Origin of the sequence: Chryseobacterium populi, from assembly GCF_000282115.1 — a bacterium.
Taxonomy (GTDB): Bacteria; Bacteroidota; Bacteroidia; order Flavobacteriales; family Weeksellaceae; genus Chryseobacterium; species Chryseobacterium populi.
Genome location: NZ_AKJY01000041.1, coordinates 22,744 through 44,866 on the forward strand (window position 1 = coordinate 22,744; position 22,123 = coordinate 44,866).

General features: G+C 36.9%; 15 protein-coding genes and 1 pseudogene. 7 read left to right on the plus strand and 9 right to left on the minus strand.

Features of this window, described 5'->3' with window-relative positions:
• The first annotated feature begins 4 nt into the window (after positions 1-4).
• From PMI13_RS11405 to PMI13_RS11420, 4 genes are all read left to right on the plus strand, one after another.
• A complete protein-coding gene (locus tag PMI13_RS11405; RefSeq protein WP_007843778.1) occupies positions 5-2,107 on the plus strand; it encodes a bifunctional rhamnulose-1-phosphate aldolase/short-chain dehydrogenase in 2,103 nt (700 codons plus the stop codon).
• A gap of 195 nt (positions 2,108-2,302) precedes the next feature.
• Positions 2,303-3,583 (plus strand): TIM barrel protein, encoded by a 1,281-nt coding sequence (locus PMI13_RS11410; RefSeq protein ID WP_007843779.1) that lies wholly within the window; start codon positions 2,303-2,305, stop codon positions 3,581-3,583.
• Between the two features lie 458 nt (positions 3,584-4,041).
• Positions 4,042-5,430, plus strand: a complete 1,389-nt coding sequence (locus PMI13_RS11415; protein ID WP_007843781.1) for an FGGY-family carbohydrate kinase — start codon at positions 4,042-4,044, stop codon at positions 5,428-5,430.
• 3 nt (positions 5,431-5,433) lie between these two features.
• Positions 5,434-6,582 carry an alpha-hydroxy acid oxidase gene (locus tag PMI13_RS11420; protein ID WP_007843783.1) on the plus strand — a complete coding sequence of 383 codons (1,149 nt, stop codon included), beginning with the start codon at positions 5,434-5,436 and terminating at the stop codon, positions 6,580-6,582.
• Between the two features lie 219 nt (positions 6,583-6,801).
• On the opposite strand, the gene PMI13_RS11425 is transcribed toward PMI13_RS11420, so the two are convergent.
• The 8 genes from PMI13_RS11425 to PMI13_RS11460 form a co-directional block, all read right to left on the minus strand.
• The gene (locus PMI13_RS11425; RefSeq protein WP_007843785.1) at positions 6,802-7,245 is read right to left on the minus strand and encodes a nuclear transport factor 2 family protein; all 444 of its coding nucleotides are present in this window, start codon (positions 7,243-7,245) and stop codon (positions 6,802-6,804) included.
• Between the two features lie 109 nt (positions 7,246-7,354).
• A complete protein-coding gene (locus PMI13_RS11430) occupies positions 7,355-8,401 on the minus strand; it encodes a GntR family transcriptional regulator (RefSeq protein ID WP_007843787.1) in 1,047 nt (348 codons plus the stop codon).
• 233 nt (positions 8,402-8,634) lie between these two features.
• Complete coding sequence (locus PMI13_RS11435) at positions 8,635-9,723, minus strand: glycoside hydrolase family protein (RefSeq protein ID WP_007843789.1); 1,089 nt, start codon at positions 9,721-9,723, stop codon at positions 8,635-8,637.
• A gap of 204 nt (positions 9,724-9,927) precedes the next feature.
• Complete coding sequence (locus PMI13_RS11440; protein ID WP_007843791.1) at positions 9,928-12,066, minus strand: hypothetical protein; 2,139 nt, start codon at positions 12,064-12,066, stop codon at positions 9,928-9,930.
• Between the two features lie 6 nt (positions 12,067-12,072).
• Positions 12,073-15,681, minus strand: a complete 3,609-nt coding sequence (locus PMI13_RS11445; protein WP_007843793.1) for a DUF4450 domain-containing protein — start codon at positions 15,679-15,681, stop codon at positions 12,073-12,075.
• A gap of 1 nt (position 15,682) precedes the next feature.
• On the minus strand, positions 15,683-17,086 hold the full coding sequence (locus tag PMI13_RS11450; protein WP_007843795.1) for a glycoside hydrolase family 28 protein: 1,404 nt from the start codon (positions 17,084-17,086) through the stop codon (positions 15,683-15,685).
• Positions 17,087-17,639: 553 nt separating this feature from the next.
• Positions 17,640-18,587, minus strand: coding sequence for a terpene synthase family protein (locus PMI13_RS11455; protein WP_007843796.1), 948 nt, complete (start codon positions 18,585-18,587; stop codon positions 17,640-17,642).
• A gap of 36 nt (positions 18,588-18,623) precedes the next feature.
• Positions 18,624-19,643, minus strand: coding sequence for a terpene synthase family protein (locus tag PMI13_RS11460; RefSeq protein WP_007843798.1), 1,020 nt, complete (start codon positions 19,641-19,643; stop codon positions 18,624-18,626).
• 864 nt (positions 19,644-20,507) lie between these two features.
• On the opposite strand from PMI13_RS11460, the gene PMI13_RS11465 reads away from it, so the two are divergent.
• The 3 genes and pseudogenes from PMI13_RS11465 to PMI13_RS11470 all read left to right on the plus strand — a co-directional run bounded on the left by PMI13_RS11465 (position 20,508) and on the right by PMI13_RS11470 (position 21,616).
• Positions 20,508-20,864 carry a nuclear transport factor 2 family protein gene (locus tag PMI13_RS11465; protein ID WP_007843801.1) on the plus strand — a complete coding sequence of 119 codons (357 nt, stop codon included), beginning with the start codon at positions 20,508-20,510 and terminating at the stop codon, positions 20,862-20,864.
• A gap of 13 nt (positions 20,865-20,877) precedes the next feature.
• Positions 20,878-21,105 (plus strand): annotated as a pseudogene (locus PMI13_RS21840) (IS982 family transposase); the annotation flags it as partial.
• Positions 21,106-21,190: 85 nt separating this feature from the next.
• The gene (locus PMI13_RS11470; RefSeq protein WP_449384734.1) at positions 21,191-21,616 is read left to right on the plus strand and encodes a DUF3995 domain-containing protein; all 426 of its coding nucleotides are present in this window, start codon (positions 21,191-21,193) and stop codon (positions 21,614-21,616) included.
• A gap of 85 nt (positions 21,617-21,701) precedes the next feature.
• Here the strand turns inward: PMI13_RS11470 and PMI13_RS11475 are convergent, their stop codons facing one another.
• Positions 21,702-22,034 carry a winged helix-turn-helix transcriptional regulator gene (locus tag PMI13_RS11475; protein ID WP_007843809.1) on the minus strand — a complete coding sequence of 111 codons (333 nt, stop codon included), beginning with the start codon at positions 22,032-22,034 and terminating at the stop codon, positions 21,702-21,704.
• Positions 22,035-22,123: the final 89 nt, after the last annotated feature.

The following is a 22,123-nucleotide window of genomic DNA, read 5'->3' on the forward strand; positions in this document are numbered from 1 at the left end:
AACAATGGAAAAAGTAAAAACATTCAAATACGTAGACTATTTATGGGATGAAAACAAAGCAGCATCTTTGGGAAATGATCAGGTGGCTTTATTTTTATACCGCTCAAACATATTAGGGACAGACCTAAGAATTACCAATTATGGAGGAGGTAACACAAGCTGTAAAACCATCGAAAAAGATCCGCTGACCAACGAAAATGTTGAGGTAATGTGGGTGAAAGGTTCAGGTGGTGACATCGGAACTTTAACAAGAAAAGGGATTGCCGGATTATACACAGAAAGATTAAGAAACTTGAAAAATGTGTACCAGGGTTCAGCAGATGAAGATAGAATGGTAGGCTTATTCAACCACTGTATTTTTGATCTGGACAGCAAAGCACCTTCTATTGACACACCTCTTCATGGTTTACTTCCATTCAAACATATCGATCACCTTCATCCTGATGCTTTAATTGCCGTAGCTGCTGCAAAAGACAGCGAGAAAATAACCAAAGAAATCTGGGGTGATACAATGGGCTGGGTTCCATGGCAGCGCCCGGGCTTTGATTTGGGATTACAATTGGAAAAGTGTTTAAACGATAATCCGGGAATCAGAGGAATTGTTTTAGGAAGCCACGGATTATTTACCTGGGGGGATACTTCTTACGAATGTTACATCAACAGTTTGGAAGTTATCGAAATGGCTTCTGAATATATTGCTAAAAAGATCGAGGAAAACGGACAGGTTTTTGGCGGGCAAAAAATAGAACCTCTCCCAGCTGACGAACGTGAGAATAAAGCAGCTCAGTTGATGCCGTTGCTACGTGGTCTGTCTTCTTCTGAAAACAGAATGGTGGGTCACTTCACAGACAGCGATGTTGTTTTGGAATACATCAACAGCAATGATTTGGAGCGTTTAGCGCCACTTGGAACTTCTTGTCCGGATCACTTTTTAAGAACAAAGATTCAGCCGTTAGTTTTAACTTTAGATAAAAATGAAGATTTAAGTGATTCTAAAGCTATTTTAGAAAAATTAACTCCTCTTTTCCAACAATACAGACAAGAATACAAAGAATATTACGAAACCTGTAAACATCCGAACAGCCCTGCGATGCGTGATCCGAATCCTGTGATCATTATTTATCCGGGAGTAGGAATGTTCAGTTTCTCAAAAGATAAGCAGACGACTCGTGTAGCAAGCGAATTTTACGTCAATGCAATTAACGTAATGCGTGGAGCAGAGGCCATTTCAGAATACACTTCATTACCAAGACAGGAAGCTTTTGATATCGAATACTGGTTGCTTGAAGAAGCTAAACTTCAGAGAATGCCGAAAGAAAAGCCATTATCAAGAAAAATTGCGATCGTAACCGGAGCCGGAGGTGGAATCGGACAGGCAATTGCTGACAGAATGGTTCAGGAAGGTGCAGTCGTTGTTTTTACAGACTTAAATCAGGAAGCTTTAAATTCTGTTATAGAAAAATACAGTAAAGATCAGGCTATAGCGGTTACTTGTGACGTAACTAATGAAGATGCTATTGCTAATGCTTTTAAAGACACAATTCTGGCGTTCGGTGGAGTAGATATCATTGTTCATTCTGCTGGTTTAGCGATCTCCAAATCATTGGAAGATACCACCACAAAAGACTGGGATCTACTGGAAAATGTTTTGGTAAAAGGTCAGTTTTTGATGGTAAAAAATGGTGTGGAAATCATGAAAAAGCAAGGTTTAGGAGGAGATATTGTTAATATTGCCAGTAAAAACGGATTGGTTGCCGGCCCGAATAACGTGGCATACGGAACAGCAAAAGCCGCTCAGCAGCATATGACAAGATTATTGGCGGCAGAATTGGCAACAGATAAAATCCGTGTGAATGTTGTAAATCCTGACGGGGTGATTGTAGGAAGTAAAATCTGGGAAGGGGCCTGGGCAGAAGGCCGTGCAAAAGCAAACGGAATTTCTGTTGAAGAACTCCCTGCATTTTACGCAAAAAGAAACTTATTAAATGAAATTATCCTTCCTGAAGACATCGCAAACGGAGTTTTTGCATGCGTTGCCATCTTAGATAAAACCACAGGAAACATCATCAATGTAGACGGAGGAATGGCAAATGCATTCCCAAGATAAATTAAAAAAGATAATTATTAAATTGCTGATTTAATCTCAAATAAAAAATTAAGCCATTAAAAATAATTCGTGAATGAAGTCATATTAATATGTGCTTCTTAAGAAATTTATTTTTCTTGATTGCCCTTAAAAGCTTAATCAATCTCAATGGTTTAAAGTTTAAAACTTTCAATTTAATATTTTAAAAATCAAATCATGGTTATAGGAAAAGATATCATTGAACAATATAATAAACTAGAAATTGAAAATTTTACTACAGATTTCGATTTTCTACAAAATAAATTAACAAAATCAGGAACCAGTGTTACTGAGATTGTCAACAAAATTGCTGATTTCCAGGTAGCTATCCCGAGCTGGGCTTTAGGAGCGGGAGGAACCCGTTTTGGAAGATTTTCTTACGGTGGCGAACCGGCAACTTTAGAACAAAAATTAGATGATGTGGGATTGATTCACGCATTAACGCACTCTGCAGGAGCTGTTTCATTGCACATTCCATGGGATGTTCCGAGTGATGTGAAAGCCATTAAAGAAAAAGCAGCTTCTCACGGGCTTGTTTTTGATGCGATGAATTCCAACACGTTTCAGGATCAAACAGGAGCTGAACACTCTTACAAATTCGGTTCTTTGAACGCTGTGAATGAAGATTCAAGAGCCTATGCCGTAGAACACAACAAAGAAGTGATCAGGATCGGAAAAGAGTTGGGTTCAAAAAGCTTAACGGTCTGGCTGGCGGACGGAGCAAGTTTTCCGGGACAACTGAATTTTCAGACGGCATTGTCAAACACGGAGAAAAGTTTAAAAGAAATCTATGCAGGAATGCCCGAAGACTGGAAACTTTTTATTGAATATAAGCCTTACGAGCCGAATTTTTATTCAACAACCATTCAGGATTGGGGAACTTCGTTTATGTTGGCCAATGCTTGTGGCGAAAGGGCTTACACTTTGGTAGACTTAGGCCATCATTTACCAAATACCAATATTGAGCAGATTGTTGCAACCTTAATGTACAAAGGAAAATTAGGAGGTTTCCACTTCAACGACAGTAAATATGGAGATGATGATTTGACGGTGGGTTCTATTAAACCTTATGCTTTGTTTTTGATTTTCAATGAATTGGTGTACGGGATGGAAAACAATCCTCAAAACCCTTATCCGGCCTGGATGATCGATGCAAGCCACAACATCAAAGATCCGTTGGAAGATTTGCTGCAGTCTTTAGAAGCTATTTTAATTGCCTATGCTCAGGCACTTCTGGTTGATCAGAAAGCGCTAAAAACCGCACAATTAAGCAATGATGTCGTTGGAGCGCAGGATATTTTGCAGAACGCCTACAGAACAGATGTTCGTCCATTATTAAGAGCTGCAAGATTGCAGGCAGGTGCCGCTTTAGATCCCATCGCAGCTTACAGGAATTTAAGGGTAAGAGAAAATTTAATTTCTGAAAGAGGCTTAGAAACCAAAGCAACGGGGTTATAAAACCCTGTTTTAAAATTGATAATTTCAACTTTTGAGTGCAATCGAAAGTTTTTATTATATGTATCCTTATTTTTTATCATTAAGGTTGAAAGTGTTTGGAGGTAGGGTCTTAGCTTTGCTGCTTAAGAAATGAGTGGATTTTTTCTTAATGCATCTTACCATCTGAACACTCCTTAATGGTGTTTCAATAATTTTAAATTTAATTATTGAAATACGAATAAACACTAATTTTTACACAAATTTCACGAATATAAATTGTGTTATTAGTGAAAATATTAGCGTCATTTGTGTTAAAGAACGGCTTCACTTTGCTGAGTGAAACGCCTTTGCGAATCTAAAAACGTATAGTAGTTAAGAAAAATCTTTGCATACTTTGCGTTTAAAAAAATAAACCAATCAGTGGCATTAGTGAAAACATTAGTGCAATTTGTGTTTAAAAATAAAATAATCATCCAGGAATGTCTAAAAAAAAGAAGGTAACCATAGTATTTGATATTGGAAAGACCAATAAAAAATTCTTTTTATTCGATAAAAATTATAAAGAAGTTGTCCGGGAATATACAGAATTACCGCTCACTACTGATGAGGATGATTATCCTACGGAAGACCTTGCAGCCCTTCAAAACTGGATAAAAGATAATTTTAATGCCATTCTTGATAATGAAGAGTATGAAGTGAAAGCCATCAATTTTTCCACCTATGGAGCGAGTTTTGTGCATCTGGATCAGAAAGGAAATGTTCTGACTCCACTGTACAATTACACTAAACCGATGGATCAGGAAATTCTTGATTTATTTTATGAAAAACATGGAAGCAAACTGAAAATTGCCCGCGAAACAGCATCACCTCAGGCAGGAATGCTTAATTCAGGTCTGCAATTATTCTGGCTGAAATATAAGCATCCGGAAATATTCAGAAAAATCCGTTACAGCCTTCATTTACCTCAGTATTTATCGTATTTGTTTACCGGCATTTGTGTGTCGGAATTTACTTCAATAGGCTGCCATACCAATTTGTGGGATTATGACAAAGCTGATTATCACGACTGGGTGTATGACGAAGAAATAGATGCTTTATTACCTCCAATTGTGCCGACTTCTGCGAGTATCAATACTTCTTACAGAAATAAAAAAATTAAAATCGGTGTTGGGATTCACGACAGCTCTTCAGCATTATTACCTTATATTTTAAGCAAAAAAGAACCGTTTTTACTTCTTTCAACGGGAACCTGGAGTATTTCGTTAAATCCCTTTAATGATGAAAGCCTGACTGATGAAGATATAGAAAATAATTGCCTGAATTATATGCGAATTGATGGGAAACGTGTAAAAGCATCCCGTTTTTTTATGGGAAATGAATACAAAATCCAGGTTGAAAAACTATGTGCTTATTATGGAAAAGAATACGGTTTCCACAGAGAAGTGCAGTTTGATCAGGATCTGTATTTGCGCTTAATGAAAAATAAAAATATCTATTTTCGCTTTGAAGGAATTATTTTAAAACGAAAAATGATCAGTGAAACAGATTTAAAATCATTCGCTACTTTTGAAGAAGCTTACCATCAGTTAATGATAGAACTGATGGATTTACAGATTCATACGATCAAAAATGCAATCGGAAATTCGGATGTCGAAAATATTTATATCGATGGCGGATTCACTGATAATGACGTATTTATGAAGCTTATGTCTCACCATTTTCAGCATTACAATGTGATGTCTACGCATTCTCCGCTGGGTTCTGCATTGGGAGCTTCCATGGTGATTTCGAACAAAAAAATAGATGAAACTTTTTTACAGCAGCATTATCAGATGAAAGTGCTTCAACCGTTAATTCTTAATTTATAAAACATGGCATTTCCATTTGATACCCATTACGCTTCGCTTGAACTTTTAATCGAAAAGGCAAAAAAAAGAATGCCCCGTTTCGCTTTCGAATATCTGGATGGAGGTTGTAATGAAAATATAAACCGGGACAGAAATACAAGCGAACTAAGAGAAGTTCTCCTTCGTCCACGTTACCTGAATAATTACAGCGAAACCAACATGGAAACTGAATTATTCGGAGTAAAATATTCCGCGCCTTTCGGGGTTTCTCCTGTCGGGTTACAGGGACTGATGTGGCCCAATGCTCCCGAAATTTTGGCAAAAGCAGCTTTTAAACATAATATACCTTTCATATTAAGTACCGTTACAACAAGCAGTCTTGAAAGAATTTCTGAATTAACAGAGGGTAAAGCCTGGTATCAGTTATACCATCCGAGAGAAGAATGGCTGCGCGATGATATTCTCGACCGTTGTGAAGCTTCCGGATACGATGTACTTGTGGTTTTGGCTGATGTTCCGACTTTTGGATACAGAGCAAAAGAAATAAGAAACGGCTTATCAATGCCGCCTCAAATTAATTTCAGAAACGTTTCTCAGGCTTTGGTAAAGCCGCAATGGTGTTTAGAGATGCTGAAACATGGTGTTCCGAGTTTTGCAACGATGAATAAGTATATGGATAAAAACATGAATGTGAAACAGCTGGGACAGTTCATGAATTCTACATTTTCCGGTAGATTGAATTCAGACAGAATCAAGGCTATCCGTGACAAATGGAAAGGAAAATTAGTCATTAAAGGTATTGCTTCCGACGAAGATGCCGCAGAGGCAGTTCGTTTAGGTTTCGACGGAATGATTATCTCCAATCATGGCGGAAGACAGCTTGATGCGGGTGAATCTACAATTGCCGTAGTGAAAGAAATCAGCGAAAAATATAAAGGTCAGATTAAAATCATGATGGACAGTGGTGTAAGAACCGGTCCGGATGTTGCCCGCGCTTTAAGTTGTGGTGCAGAATTTACCTTTATGGGAAGGACTTTTATGTATGCAGTAGGAGCTTTAGGTGACAAAGGCGGTGATCATATTATTGAGATGCTTAAAATGCAGTTCAGACAGGTGATGGAACAGGTTTGCTGTGAAAAGCCGGAAGATTTGCAAAACTTCAGAGTGAAATAAAATCTTTAAGGTTATATTAATATTCAATAGGAACGGGCTTTAGCCCGTTTTTCATTGTAGCAGATTCTTATTGACTTTAGTCAAAACGTACAATTCTGTTTGCTTTTTTCGTAAGAATCAATTTATTGATTCCATTCCTTGCTCTAAAAAACATAAACAGTTTCAAAATAAAAATTCGCAAGGTCGTTTTGCGAATTTTGTTTATTATAATTTGAAAATTTATTTCTTCTTCTCCGATTTCACCGCCTGTCTTGCCAGTAGTTTCCAGTCATTTTTCACTTTTGCCCAAACCAATAAGATATCCAGCGTCACATCTCCCGGTGCTTTTCCGGCATCAGCAGTCGCTGCATAAAAATGATGACGGACAATGGCTGTATTTCCAACAATACTTACAGTTTGATTTGTAATATCAATCGTTACAAAATCAGACTTTTTGCTGGCCAATTTTTCAACAAATTCCTTGGCGTCATCAATATGACCTCCTGAATGTCCATAAGTTAATTCCGGTAAGATCAAAGATTCTAAATCAGATTTTTCTCCGCTTATCATTGCTAATCTTAGCTTTTCGGTAACAGCATCTACAGCCTCTTTGTCACTTATTTTCTGCGCTGAAACACTTACTGCCATTATAAAACCAATGGCAAAAATTAATTTTTTAATCATAATTGAATAATATATTTCTTGATCGTTTTTGAAAGTGTTTTTGCTCTAAATTAGAAAATATTATTAGTGTAATCGATTGCATAAGATCTTAAATTAAACAAATCATCATTTATAAAGAATCTCTCTGGATAAATTTAAAGACGTTATTCACAGATTCTTTTTTATTTTTCAGAATCATATACGCAGCAGATTCTCCCATAGCTTTAAAATCTGTAGTAATTACCGTAATTCCAAGCAATTCTTTCAAAGGCGTTTCATTATAGGAAATAATTCCGATGTCTTTACCCAATTCAAGATTTTTCTGTCTGATTTGTTTAACCAGGTTCACAAGATCCCGTTCCCGAATCGTGATGAAAATATCTTTATCCAGCAATTCCATGTCGGGATAAATTTCGTCAAGAATCTCATAATCCAGTTTAAAATCCTTACAAAATTTTTCAAAACCGCGTACAATACGGAAAGGATAGGGGTGAATGGATTTATCGGGATACACTAAAATTATCTTCTCGTATTTTTTTATTTTATTTAAACCTTCCTTTAAAGCATTGTAAATATCATGTTCAAAATCCTGAAAAATAGAGCCATATTCTCCGGAAATATTAGGCTTGGTATTGTCTAACAACAACAGTTTGTTTTTCGGGATCTGTTCAATCATATCTAAAACCTGCTGTGTTGAACTCGTATGTTTAGACTGTTCATCACGAAAATGGGGCATGATCACGTAAAAATCATATCCGCCCAGATTCTTTTTTAATGAATTAATGAAAAGGGTTTCGTCACAATGATAAATATACATCTCAACATTGCCTTTGGTACCGATTGCATTGACGAAATAATTGTAAATCATCATTTTATAAGTACTCGGTTTGTTGATCAGGAAGAAAATGTTGATCACGTCGTTTTTATTAATCCGTGAGATATAATACCCTTTTCCCTTTACAGATTCGATGATTTGTCTTTTCCGGAGTTCTTTATACGCTTTTTCTACCGTATCCCTTGAAAGAAAGCAGGACTCGCTGAGTTCGTTTATGGAAGGGATCTTTTCTCCAATCTTAATCTCTCCGCTGTCAATTCCATTAAGAATAGAGTCTACAATCTGTTTATATTTAGGAACTCTGGAATGCTCATTGATTATTATTTCAAATGTTTCTGCCATGATGTTGAGATAGGAGATATTTATTTCAGTTTAAAAATAATTCAAAGGTTAACGAACGGTGTAAGGCAAGTTACAAAAATTTATAATATTAATTGTAATTGCGATGGTTCCGCTATAAATTATAACGAAAAAATAGAATTTTAGTATACAAAGTTAAGTATAAGATGTAAAAAAATTAATAGTATACTTTAATGTGGTAGTAGGAAAAGCAAAAAACAAAAAGGAATTGAGAATTAAATTGTAGTGTTCGTAATTTCAAAGACAAAAGAGGTAGAAGTTTCGAACTTTCCTCCCTGTGATGCTCCGAACAGGAATTTAGGGGTCTTACTGTCTTTGTCGATTAAAATCATGGGACGTTCTAATCTTCCGAATCGTTTTAAATGACCGGGTGGTGCAGGCTCCTTAATATAACTTTTCATATCAAGGTAAGCGATTTTCGGTTCGGACCAGTTAAGGCCGTCCCTGGAAGTTAAATGTAAACCGTATTCATGGTTAAAAAATCCCATATCACGGGCTACTATATGGAATTTCCTATTTTGTTTCCAGATAAAAGCATCTTCCAGCTGAGCATTGTCAGGCTGCAATGAAAAATCAATGACCGGATTTTCCTTTATTTTCTTGTAAGGACCTGAAGGGTGATCAGCTTTTGCCAGTCCATATTTTCGGTTTCCTCTTACCGGACCTTTCTGGTTTTCGTATTCTTCGGTATTCCAGGATTTATAAAAAAGCCAGAATTTGCCATCATTTCCTTTTATAAAAGCCGGGTTGGTAGTACAATGATCGTCCCATGAGCCTTTTTCTCCGGGAAGAAGCAGAGGTTTTTCCGGCCTTACCCAATCTCCGCCAAGGCTTTTTGAAGTGGCAAGCCCTATTCTTTTGGTATTTGTTTTTCCGTTTTGGTTACCCATGAAGAAAAGATAATACTGGTCTGCCACTTTGGTAATTAAAGGATTATGACAAGTTGTGGCATCCCAGAATTCGCCGCCTCTGGGAGCAAGAATAACTTGTTTATGCTTGAATTCTTCATAGGGAGAATCTGCTTCTGCACGGCAGATTTCAGAACCGTTGAGCCAGCCGCCCATGCCTTTTTCTTTTCTCCATCTGGAATAAAAAAGATGAACTTTCCCGTCTTCACCCCAGATTGGAGAATTACACCAAATGTAATAGTTCTCCAATGAAAAGGTACGCCCAATTGGTTTTATGCTGAAATAAGGCTTGTCGGAAGATAAATCTGTAAAAGACAGGCCCAGAACCCCAGCGGTGATCCCAAGGGCTGAAGTCTGTAAAAAGTCTCTGCGTGTAAAGTGTCTGGGCTTGTCCATCTCATCTGATTTACGGCTAATTTAGTATAAACATATCAACAGACTGTCCTGTACTTTCGGTGAACTGTTTAACCTGAACTTATCTGTCTTTATTATTGGGTTTTGGACTTGAAAAATTAAAACCAGGACATAAAAAAGCCTGCCTTCAGGCAGACTCTAACTACTACTACTACTACTACTACTACTACTATATGAATCTGAAATTTAAGGCATCTTTTTAAAACCTTCCGCTTTTATTTTCCATGAACCGTCTTTTGGAAAACCCGGAAATTCACCTTTGGAATTATCCCAGCCTTCGAGCATCATGGCCACAGTCGTTAAAACTCCTCCGTTTCCGGGAAGATAAATACGGAGACGTTTATCCTGGAAATTATGACCGTTTTTAAGATAGGTATTGGTCTGAATATTCATGAAAAGCGCATCCAGAGCTTTATCCGGAAGCCCCAGTCTTGCGGCATTCATGGCCGTCATCGGGAAATCCCAACCCCAGGTATGTTCCCAGTTCCATCTTTCCCAAACAATATTCAGTGTATTTTTCATGATTTTTTTATCCAGTTTCGGGGATTCCGGAACCATTCCTAATGCTCCTAAAACAGCAGGGTGATCGGTCATCCATTTTGGAAAAGTGAAAGAATCTTTTGCAGATTCGGTTGATAAATAAATATCATCCTGAACCGGAAGCGGGGCCAATTTTGTAATAACCTCGTCCCATTTTTTATCTCTCGGCTGGCCTAACCTTTCCTTCCATTGTTGAGCAACTTTCAGTGCCCAATCCCAATAAGCCACTTCATAAGTCGGGTTGTACGTATCCTTTGCAGGGAAAACTTCCTGTGCAGGAATAACGCCTTTTCCGAGATTGTAACGGTTTTTCTCTTTATCATAATGAGCATAATCTGCCATAAATTCAGCGGTTGCAAAAATCAGGTCTTTATATTTTTCCAAAACTTTTTTGTCCTGTTTATCGCGATACAGAAGTTCGGTCATATAGATGATATGCGGCTGTTCCCAGATCAGGAATGCAGCCACAGAAGATGGACTTTCATTTCCTTCATTATCAGACATTTTAATCCATCTTACCCCTTTGTAGCCTTGTCTTTCTGCTAATTTTTTTGCTTTTTCAAAAGTCCTGAAATAATAATCCAGCTGTTTTTCCAAGATTTCAGGTCTTCCCCATAAAGCGTAGTGAACCCCGTGCCACCAATGCATTTCTGTATGAGGTTTTCCATACCAGCTGTTGAAAGTTAACCCTGTTTCCTGTGGCGGATTACTTCCTCCGCATTGTACTTTGGTTAAATATTCTGAAAGAATGATCCTGCGTTCCAGTTCGTTTGCCCTGGGATCTGTACTTCCTTCAAAGTCAACGGCTGCACCGCTTTTCCAGAAAGATTCCCATCCTGAAGCACTTTCTTTTTCTGCATCAGCAAACAGCGTTTTCCCGCTTTTCGGATTTTTAGCTGAAAACTCAACGCTTAATTCTATTTTTCTGTTTTTTGAAGAGGGTTCAAATACAAAATAATGTTTTCCCGCTTCACGTAATTTCCCTTCCGTAAAATAAAACCGGGTATAATAATCTGCACTCTGCAACTGATGATGAATGATACCCTGCGTTGATTGTGAAGAAACAATTCTTGTCGTATGATCGTTTTCATTGCCATAAAAAGCAGCATCATCCAAAAACTGTCCGGTAGGGGAAGGGTAGCGTGCGAAAACTTTTAACCTGTTTTGAGCAATTAGATCAGACTCAATTTTAACTCCTATTTTGTCAGAATTCTGAAAAGAGGCCGTCCAGACTTTTACAGGGATTCCGTCCAGTGAGAATTCGCTTGTTATAATTCCTGTCCAGAGATCAATTTTTTGATTGATATTTGTAAGGTCTGAAATTTTTGCTTTCTGGCCATCTTTTTTAAGCAGTTCAATACCGATATTTCCTAATTGCAGACGATGTTTGTTGACTCTGAAATACTCAACGGCTCCTTTATTTCGTTCAGGCTCTTTGAGCTGCACACTGTACATTGCTTTACGTCCTTCATTGTTGAAATCGTATGCTTTTAATGTTTCCTCAAATGTATAATCCTTAGTATTTGGAAAGCTGTTCCAGCCCCATTCCGACTGGGTTCCCAGGGAAACTCCATTTTTGTAATATTCAGGAAATGACTGCATTCCGGTAATGTCGACCGTGTAAGCAAATTTTCCGTTTCCAACCGTTAAAGTAGAAAGAGTATCGGCTTTTGTGTTGACCACATTGTGGCGCTGCACTACTTTTTTCCGGTCTATTTTCTGAGCAGTTAATGAAGAAAAGGCTATCAGAAAAAATCCAAGATATACTGCTAATTTTTTACTCATATTTTTTTATTTAAGAATAGTGGCACTCATCAGTCCGATAACGACATCGTTGCTCACTGCTGTTAATTTTATTGATTTTAATTCCCTGTTTGGGTCAATTGACAGATCCAGAATGGTTGCGGCACCGCCTTCAACAGCCCGGCTGCTTACTCCTTTAATTTCTGAATATTTCGTTAAACTTCCCCCTTTGTACAATTCCCCGGTTTTCAGCTGAACCCGGTACGGAATTTTATCATCCGGAATTTCAAAAGCAAAATTATCATCAAACAAATCCTGCTCAATAGGCCACCAGTTCACAGGATTTTTTAGTTCTAATGCTGTATCCGGACCGTCTGAATATTGAACAGTAATTGTTCCGTTGGTAATTTGTGACTGCATCGGATTGGTAGAACCTGCCATCAGGAAATAGACTTTTCTTCCTTTTCCCGCAACAGGAATTTCAACCGATTTCGGAAAATTATCCCACTGACTTGTAAAGACAATATTTTTCTCTTCGTTATTGATTAAAAAAGGAATTCCTAAGAATTCGAGTTTCCCATCTTTCCGTTTTTTCATCAGTCCGCTGTCATCAATTTGAGTAGTGGTCAGCGGATAACACCAGTTCCCGATTCCTTGCCACGGAAGCTGTAGAGTAGGGACATTGAGTCGTGGTGAAAGATATTTCTGATTAAAAATTTCGGTTACTTTCTCATTATACTTTGAGGCTAGTGAAACAGGATTGAACCCGCTTTTATTTTCGATTTCCCAATCTGTTATTTCTACATTTTGTTTGATTCCATTATATTCAAGCTGAATGAGGTTGGTTCCTTTACTTAAATAATTTGCAGGAATTTCAATCAAAACAGTTTGGTTTTTCTGAACTGAAAAAGTGTTATTTAAATTATTGATACTCAATTTTCCATTGATTGTATTGGATGATTCAGACTGAATTTGCAGTTTTTTATTCATCCATTTTGTTTCCAAAGGAAAACGGATGTCAAGATTTATAGGTTGCCACCAAGTTGTTCCGTTTTGCTCGACTTGCACGAAAAAAGTTCCTTTTCTTTCCTTTTGGTTTAATTCAAACTTGTGGTTGACCACCCCGTCTTCTCCCTTTGGTCGTATCCACCCCTCCAGAGGAGGGGAATTTTTTACCAATCCTTGAGGGTCATAAATATTTTTGATTTTCTTTTTTGAATCTAAATTGAGTTGAAGATTTTCAGAAATATAATTGATATAATCTGTCTTTTCCGGTTTTAATTCATCTCCCGAATACGTAATTTCAATGGTAAATTCTTTTCCTTTTTCTGTTTCTAACTTTATAAAGGGCTGTGAAATAGAATTTGGATATATTGCAAATTGCACTTTTTTACCGTTTACGGTTACTGATTTTATTTTGGAATGATTCACAGGGATCAATACATCAAGCGAAATCGCATTGGCGTAATTTGATTTAAACCAATAATTAGTTTTTTTTGAAGCTCGGTTAAACTTAAATTCCCAATCCTGAAGCTTCAGTTCTGCAAAATTCCAGTCTTTGGGAAACCCTGGTTTTATATTGATTTTATGTTCTAATAATTTGGGATAAATTCCGAAAAGACCTTCCGTTAAAGTTCTTGCAGCCACACCAATCGGGTCGGCAAAATCACGGTACAATTCTCCACGAAAAGCATCATAGTGAGATAATTGCTCAAAATTTCCCGGACTGATTCCGTAATACATACTTTCAGCCAGATTGCCTTTCCAAAGTCGGTAGGCCTCATCATTTCTTCCTGCCTGCCAATACGCCAAAGCTGTTTGTAAATTCTCTGCCAGCGCCACATTGTTGATCGACCAATCATAAGGCTGCCAGCTGGTGGTGGAAAGAGTGTAATAATCTTTATTAATTTCTCCTTTTACTTTTATAGGAATCTTCGGAATATGATTGTTGATGTACTGTGTGTTTTGATAATCTTCAAATTCATTTAAAATATAAGCATCCGAAACATGATAAATAGACCATATTCCGGGTTTGTCGTGAAGAATCTGATTCCCCAAAGCGTCTTTATATTCAGCAAAATATCCTTTGTCTTTAATCCAAAGCTCATTTTTCATAGCTTTTAAAATGGATTCAGCTTCTTTTTCGTACGGGATGGGATCTTCGCCAATGATTTTTGCCAGTTTTGCCATTTCACGGTTGGCTCTGTAATTATAGGCAGAAGTGTGGGTTACTTTTCCACCCGAATACTGCAAAGCATCGCTCGCCCAAATTGCAGCGTACGCATCATAAAGGCTGCCCCGTTTGAAATTTCGTTTTTCCCAATCCATGTGACGAACCATTGAAGGCCACATTTTCTTTAAAAAATCCACATCTCCTGTGTAGTTGAAATGAGAAAACAGCTGGTCAAAGAAAACCAGATTCATATCATAATGATGCGGCTTTGAATTGTCATTGGGATTTCTGGAAATATATCCGCTTGAGAATACCGAAGTTCCCATTTTTTCTTTGTGCCTTGCCAGATGCAAAAGCGTATCCATCTCAACGGGTGCGGAATCGGGTCTTAAAACCTGAGAATTGGAATAGCTTTCAAAATGTTCTTTTGCACGGTCGTGCCAACTGAGAACATCGGCTGCGTAAGCTCCCCGCCAGGCATTTAACCTCATCCTCCAGGCAACTGCGCCATGAAGAAATGTCGGGCTTTCCCAAATGCCATCTGTAGCGATGGCCAGTGTAGCTCCAAAGTTATTTAAATCCGAATCCGGAGTTTTTAATTGGATGCGGTTGATTAATGATAATCGGGATCGTTCGGCTTCATTGAAAATACCTGCAAGTTGTTCGTCTGAAATATTCTGATCTGATTTTCCTTTTTTAATCTGAATAAAAACCGGTTTTTTTTGTGTTGAATATGTTGTGTAAATTATTGGAGATTTTTCTACTTTATTTTGTGCGAAATCAGATAATTTTTCCAATGTTTTCGCATCCGTCAATTGTAATGGATTGGTGTTTGAAAAACTTCCGCTGATGAGCTGATTTTCTTTTTTCCTGTTTAAATAAGTAAGCTCAAATTGATTTTTACTGATTTGAAACTGATTGTCTTCACAATATTCCGGAAGCAAATAAAAACCTGATTCCGGGTCTGCACCAATGTCGCCATTTCTGCTAAATGTTTTTCCGCTTGCTCCGCCATAAACAGCATAGATCTTTGATGAAGGGTCTACATTTTCTGTCTCCATTTTTAAAATCAAACCTTCTTCTTCAGATTGAGCTAAAACCGTTAGTTTTAAATTTCCATTTCCAAGAATCTGATCTTTAATGGAATACAACATCATACCCGGACGATAACGGGTTTCAATGGCATCAGCCTGAATTAATTTTTTAATTGAATTTCCATTCTGAATAATAAACTGAAGGTTACCGCCCATTCCGGGAAGATACAGTGCAAACTCCGGCAAATCTCCGGCTTCTACTCTTGAAGCGCGGTTATTGCCATACAAAGCACGGTTGAAGCGGTATTTTCCATTAACCAGCAAAAAATCACCTTTGTCTTCTTTATAATGCAGCTCTCTTTCATTTTTCTGCCAATGTCTGGATTGGGAAAAAGAGTGTGAGAAGGCAGATAAAACGATAAAACCTGCTAAAATGGATGTCCTTCGCATTTTATTTATTTAAATCAGTTAATGGCTGCCCGTTAACAGTCACGTTTTTCAGGGTGACATTTTTTAAGAAATCAACTTTATAAGGAATTTCAACATTGTTAATTTTAGCATTCACCATCGTGAAATCTGTTACCGGAGAAGATTCGTAGGCATCAGAAAGGATGGCATACTTTCCGCCTTTTTCCACGGTAAGATTTTCCACCCAAATATTTCTGATCGTAGGAATGAAGTTACCCGGTTTTTCGTAATGCATATTGAAACGCACTGCAGCTTCTTTATAAGCGCCAACTTTTGTATTGTAGAAGAATACATTTTCGATAATTCCGCCCCGGTTTGAACTGGTTTTAATACGAAGTGCCCTTTCAAGGTTTTTACTGTCCATCACATTTCCGATGGCATAAATATTTTTTGCTCCGCCTGCAATTTCGCTTCCAATTACTACGCCACCATGTCCGTCTTTCATTTCACAGTTTTCGATGATGTGGTTTTCCGCCGGTTTCCCTATACCTCTTCCGTCTTCATCTCTTCCGGATTTTATGGCAATGCAATCGTCTCCCGTATCGAAATATGAATCTTTGATCCACACATTTTTACAGGCTTCAGGATCAAAGCCATCATTATTAGGGCCGTGACTGATTACTTTTACTCTTTCAATCAGAACATTTTCACACAATACAGGATTAAGGTTCCACATTGGAGAATTTTTCACCAAAACATCTGCCATATAGAAATTTTTACTTTTATAAGGCTGAACGAAATTGGGTCTCAAATAATATCCGTCACCGAATATCCTTTCTCTCGGATCTTTCTTTTGAGCCATGTATTCATGCAGTTTTGCACGGGCAGGATTCTGTCTTCCAGGACGGGATTCGTTCCAGCCATATTTTTTTGCGCCACACCAAAACCACCAATGGTCGTTATCAGAGTTTCCATCCAGTGTTCCTTTTCCTGTTATAGCTATATTTTCTTCTTCGTGGGCGTAGATTAACGACGAATAATTCATGCATTCCATTCCTTCCCATCTTGTGAAAACAATAGGGTAGTCGTTGCTGTCCTGGCTGAACAAGATTGTTGCACCTTCACTGATATGTAAATCCACATTACTTTTTAAATAAATAGCTCCTGTCAAAAAGATTCCTTTTGGAACGACAACTCTTCCTCCGCCTTCTACATTGCATTTTTCGATGGCTTTTTTAAAGGCTCCCGTATTTTTTGTCTTTCCATCACCAATGGCACCAAAATCTGTAACCAGATAATCTTTTTTTCTGAAGTTGGGCTTTACAATCTGTTTTTTTAATGTATTGATTTCCTGTAAAGGCTGTTCTGAGGAAGTCCAGGGTTTGTATTGTCCCGAAACGGAAATTGATATGATTAATGCGAAAAGTATTAAAGCGTATTTTTTCATAATGCCAGAAAGATATTAGTTTAAGAAAGAACATCAATATTAAAAATTTCTTTCTTTATCGCAATCTAGAACAATTATGATTAATAATTATCCTGCACTGTCGGTATAAAATTCATTAATTGCTTCCTGGAATATTTTGTGATTGGAAGGGAAGTTGAACTGAGAGAAATGCTGGGATAAGTGAATTTCACAGACTTGATGTAAGCCAAAACAATATTACACGATGTTAAGAAATACCTTTAAAAGCTCAATAGGCAAGAAAGAAAATGTTACCTCAGAGATAGATGATAACGAGAAAGGTAAGAGCATTAAACTTTAGAACCCGGCATTGAAATAATTTGTAATAGCTACTACTTGATCTGACAGTACAAGGATTTTTGTTTGGTTAAGTAGTAGCTAAAGATAACATAATGGTAAATGAAGTGTTGTCACCGTATTTAAATTATCTGTGAAGTATCAATAGATTTGTATTATTGATTAGTTTCTCAGTTTTTTATATAACAGCACAGGTTGAATTAACAATATAATGTATATTGAATTTTTCTTTTGATATTCATATTACTGTCCGGCCTTTAACTAAATTTTCATCAATATCGTCAACTTGCTTATATCGGATTTTCCTGCTTTCATTGCAATATTTGACCGAACCAGACTGGATATACCTGAAATATCGTATTGCGTCCGGATATTTTGCTTCTAAACGATTGAATTCTTCTTCGAGTTTAGAGTCGTATTCATAGAACAAACGAACTCCTTTGTTGATTGCTTCTTCTTCATCGCAATTTTCAGCTCTCTGGATAATTCGGATAGCATGTGCATAATTCCTGATTTCCTTCTTTTTGGCTTTAAGGGTGTACAAATCGAGCAAAAGCCCTATGCTAATGCCCGAATACTCAAAGATTTTTTCAAACTCCGCACTATAATATAAAGATGATGGCATATCATGCTGAATATACCATGCCAGGGAATATATTACGTTCATAGCAACATCGAAAGCTCTGTATGAGAGATATTCTTCAAGGGAAACCACTTTCATCTGTACTTCTATGGTACGTAGCTTCAGTACACTTTCTAAATACCTGTTCATCTCACTCTTGAACATCTCTTTTGTTTCCATAGTCCAGTCGGTTCGTGAACAAAATTCACTAATGGGGAGAAATATTTTTTCAATATCGGGAGCTTCATTCAATGCGGACTGAAACCCATCAAACGTTTGGATGATACTATCAAGATCAACGGAATTGTCAAAAAACTGATCATCCATCAAAGCCCAATAACAATAATACCGGCTAACAGCTTTAACCTTATCAATATTTCCCAAAGGGTGTATATATGAAGAATACAGGGCTCCGGTAGACATATGGTCACCATATAGTCTTGCATTTTCACTTGATATGTTGAAAATATCGGTCTTATAATATTCTTTTATATCATCTACTATTGCATTCATTTGCGGATGAATCATAATAGGTAATTGAGACTCTAACAAGGGTACGTTCATGTTTGGTTAATATTTATAAATGATTAAAAGGGACCATTATATTTTTTCGAAATTTTCTCTTAATTTCAAAGGCTCAGTGTCGGGCCAGCTAAAACCTCCAACAGTTACATAACGTTGTGGTTGAAGGATATAGAAAGAATTAATGCCCTGTATTGCTACCCCCATCCTGAAAATATATTCTTTGATTATAGCCTGATCCTCCGGGCTGAAACCATCAAGATTATTTTGTAAGGATACCATTTCAGCAACATCGGCATCATGAATCCGCATCATTTCTTCTATGGCTTCTTCCAGAGAAATGCCGTGTTCTTTCTGCAATACGAACGCAGCATTAAGTGTCTCTCTTTCTGTATACAGATCTTTGCGTATCGAATGGATGTCATTTTCCCAGATGGTAATGCGTGAAGCAAGATGCCTTGCCCGTTGTACTACCGGATGCCTCAAGAGCGCTGCATTAATAGGAAAATCAAGACCTATCTCCACAAGAGTATAATGAGGATACATACCTATAGAATATTCGCGGAAGAGCGAATAATTGGCGAAAGTAGGCAGTTTATTATGTTCCCTGTAATATATTTCTTCTTCAACACCAAAGTGGATATATTCATCCATATCATTGATTAGTCTCTGCATCCATTCCTGTGGAGCAAACGCATTCAACTCATCTCTGCTGATGGCTATTTGCTGAAACACTCCATTTTCATCGGAACGTACCTGATCGCCTTGCATGATGGCTACCATTCGTTCTCGTATTTTCTTTAATTCGGAAACAGGGGAATGTTCATATTGATCATCGATAAATGTATGCCAGAACAAAAGACGGGTACAGGCGAGCAATTGCTCGCGGGTATGATAAGGCTGCATTCTTGATACGACATTATAGAGGGCTATTTTTTTATATTTTTCCTGAAGTTTTTCGGATACAAATGAAAAATCTGTTTCGATCCAATGTGCTTCGTGCGGTTCCATTTCTTCAACATGTTTATTGATAAGATCCGGCCAGGGATAGTAGCCTAAAGGCAAATATTTTTTTGGGTCAAAATCTTCTGGTTTCATTTTGTTTAAGATTTAAAATTTGTAAAATATAACTATTGATCTGAAGAATCAGGTCCGGTATGGGTACAGGGAAACGAGCCGGATATGGTCTGTAAAAAATGTATTAGAAATTTATCAGTCATTAATAGAGGAGATCTCTGCAAATGCCACTTAATCTGTTGTTTCATCCTTTTGATGCATTATATAATCAGCTGCGTATAAAACAGCTTCAGAGACGATTTAATCTTATGCCACTTACCATTAGCAACCGGGTGGGAACTAAGGACTGGTTTAACGAGTTGATGGGTTATTGGAATTAAAGTGGTGTCGCTTTCCGATTCCTGAGGGGAAACAAAATTTTCATAAGTTGTAATTTGAGGGTTTGATGTTTAGATATTAGTTTTGTTCTACTAAATTAAAAAAATATTTAACATAACCTGATTTATTTCACACTAAACTGATATTTAATGTATATTTTTTGCAATATGAGTGTGTTTATGGGAAATTAAGAGGAATGAAGATCTTTTATTTCAGGGTAAAATCCGGATATTTCTATTTTTATCAGGTTTTATCACCATTTTTCACCTCCTGTTTTTGAAGGAATCGGTATAATGATAGCCGTTAATCATAAATATTAAAAAAATCTGATTATAATTATTATACTCATCCAATTATGTCAAACAAAATAGGTTAGCCGAAGATAATTTTTTTTTATAAAAAACTATTATTATACGAAGTCAATTGCTTTAACCTCAATTAATTTGCAATGAAGTGTTATTTGTTGATGTACATCAACGATCCTGAAGAAATGCATATTTAAATTTGTTAAAAAAAGACTTGCCAAACGTTGGCAAAGAAATCTTATTACTTTAAATATAAAATACGATGGACGAAAAACTACTTGAGGAGCTACAGAACATTCATGTGGCTGCCTGGAACGAAAAAAACAGGGAAAAAAGGGAAGAACTTTTGAGAAAAATTTATGCCGAAGATGTTAAGATGTACGACAAAGAGTTCATTCTTCATAGCCTAAAGGAAGTATCAGACTTTGTGGGAAAGCTTCTGGAAGAAGATCCGATGTTTGATTTTTCAATAGCTAAGCCAATCGAAGCGCTTCAAAACAGCGCAAGGTTTTTTGGGCATATACGTACCAGCGGTGGAATGCTAAACAGTATGGATTTTTTTCTGATTGAGAACGGGAAAGTTCAACACTTATATGCATTTATGGAACCGGCAGTATAATTGTTATCCTGGAAAGCGAAAATTGTCTATAAATATCAATGAGATACGTTTAAAAATAGTTCAAAACTTTTAATGAATTTGAAAATTGTTTTATCATCGATAGCATGCCTTTGGAAATTGTAAAATCCTCATAAGTATGCGTTCTAAAATATGAAGGGATGAGCAATATTGCTATTCCAATAGAGGCTTCTGTGCATCACAGCAAATGTCTTTTTACGGTTACAAACTATATGCAGTTTGTATACATGTCCGCTGCAGCAGCTATTTTTTGTTTCAAGTACATTGGAAATTTTTCATATGGTTATTTATTGCTTTATATTTGCCCAATGGAATTTATACTGTCTTTTATTGTAACAATTGCCCTATTTTCATTAGCATTTATCCATTTCTTTTGGGCAATGGGCGGAAAATGGGCTATTAATGCTGCTATACCAACAGATTTAAATGGAAGAAAATTATTTAATCCAAGCCGGCAAGGAACTATTTTTGTAGGATTTGGGTTATTGCTTTTTGCCTTAATAAATCTAGGTTTTATGGGATCATTAGCAATGCCATTTGATAGTATCTACTTGCGCTATTGCATGTATGGGATCGCTGTTATTTTTTTTCTTCGTTTTATTGGTGAATTTAAGTATGTAGGTGCTTTTAAGAAATTTAAGCAATCTGCTTTCGCCTCACGGGACAGCTATATTTACAGCCCATTATCGCTATTTTTATCGTTATCACATATGGCTCTTGCTGCTTTGGTATAATTTAAATTGAAGTTCTTGACTGATTTTAATTGTCGGCCGTTTGTGATGCTCTTTTTTTATTAACAGCCCTTTTCCAATTGTCCGGTTATTTTTTAATTTTCTGAATCTGCTTGTCTCCCCATTCTTTTAAATGTGCAATGAAAGGAATTAGTTCTTGTCCTATCTCCGTCAGTTTATACTCTACCTTAGGTGGAACTTCATGATAAACTTTTCGCTCTACCAATTCGTCAGCTTCTAATTCACGCAGCGTTTGAGTAAGCATCTTAGGAGTAATATCTGTAAGTGTTTTTCTTAATTCACCATAGCGCATAATATTTTTTGCATGAAGGTACCATAAAATACGTCCTTTATACTTACCGCCGATCCTTCTAAAAGCATAATCTACGGAGCATGCCGGTTCATCTGGATATTTTTTCATTTTTTTTAAATTTTAATTTACTGAAAATCAATAATAGTATCATTTTGGTCTGTAGATTACAAAAAAGTGCATACTTGTTACAAAGATAC